Below are 1,485 nucleotides of genomic sequence, written 5' to 3' on the forward strand. Positions count from 1 at the left end.
CCTCGGTCAACAACGGCACAACCTCGTCCTCCGACGCCTGCACCGCGAACATCGCGCCACCCGCCGGAAGCTCCTGCATCAACCGACCACGAGCCGCCACCAACTTCGACGCGTCGGACAGGGACAGCACACCCGCCACATGCGCGGCGGCCAACTCACCGATCGAATGCCCGGACAGGAAGTCCGGCTCCACACCCCAGCCTTCAAGCAAACGGAACAACGCCACCTCGACCGCGAACAACGCAGGCTGCGTAAAGCCCGTCCGGCCGAGCAGCTCGGCATCGTCACCGAACAGCACGTCCTTCAGCGGACGTTGGAGGTGTGTATCCAGCTCGGCACAGACCGCGTCCAAGGCCGTCGCGAACGCCGGGAAGGCGTCGTACAGCTCACGCCCCATGCCGAGGCGCTGACTGCCTTGGCCGGTGAACAGGAACGCCGTCCTGCCGTCGGCGACCCAACCCTCGACCAGATTCGACGCGGACTCGCCGCGCGCCAGTGCCTCGAGGCCCGCCACCAGAGCGGCCCGGTCCGGGCCCACGACCACCGCGCGGTGATCGAGGGCGGCTCGGGTGGTCGCCAGCGAGTGGCCGAGATCGAGGGGCCGCTGTTCGGGGAAGCGCTCGATGTGCGTGAGCAGCCGCTCAGCCTGGGCGCGCAGCGCCTCCGTGCTCTTGCCGGACAGCGCCCAGGGCAGTACGCCGGGCTCTCGCGAGGGTGCGTCCGGGGCAGGCTCGGGGACGGCCTCCGGCTCCGGGGCCTGCTCGATGATGGTGTGTGCGTTGGTGCCGGACACACCGAAGGAGGAGATGCCCGCACGGCGCGGGCGGCCGGTCTCCGGCCACGCCACCGACTCGGTCAGCAGCGAGACCGCGCCCGCCTCCCAGTCGACGTGCGGCGAGGGCTCGTCGATGTGGAGGGTTTGTGGCAGCAGGCCGTGCCGCATCGCCATGACCATCTTGATGATGCCCGCGACGCCAGCGGCGGCCTGGGTGTGGCCCATGTTCGACTTGATGGAACCCAGCAGTAGCGGCTGGTCCTCGGACCTCTCGCGGCCGTAGGTGGCCAGCAGCGCCTGAGCCTCGATCGGGTCACCCAGCGTCGTACCGGTGCCATGTGCCTCGACCACGTCGACCTCTGCGGCGGAGACGCCCGCATTGGCCAGCGCCTGCCGGATGACGCGTTGCTGCGACGGGCCGTTCGGGGCGGTCAGTCCGTTGCTCGCGCCGTCCTGGTTGACCGCCGTGCCGCGCACGACGGCAAGTACCGGGTGGCCGTTCCTGCGGGCGTCGGAGAGCCGCTCCACGAGGAGCATGCCCGCGCCCTCGGACCAGCCGGTGCCGTCCGCCGCCGCGGCGAAGGACTTGCAGCGGCCACTGGTGGACAGGCCGCCCTGGCGGCTGAAGTCGATGAAGGTGTCCGGGGTGGCCATGACGGTCACACCGCCGGCCAGCGCCATCGAGCACTCACCGTTGCGCAGCGCCTGCG

Annotated in this window: 1 protein-coding gene; it reads right to left on the reverse strand. The window is 70.8% G+C overall.

Translation table 11 applies throughout. From position 1 onward, the window contains the following. On the reverse strand, positions 1–1,485 hold a 1,485-nt coding region (locus tag ABTZ94_RS37510), incomplete at both ends, for a type I polyketide synthase (protein ID WP_351207939.1).

Origin of the sequence: Streptomyces sp. NPDC002785 (assembly GCF_040295565.1) — a bacterium.
In the GTDB taxonomy this organism is placed as follows: Bacteria; Actinomycetota; Actinomycetes; order Streptomycetales; family Streptomycetaceae; genus Streptomyces.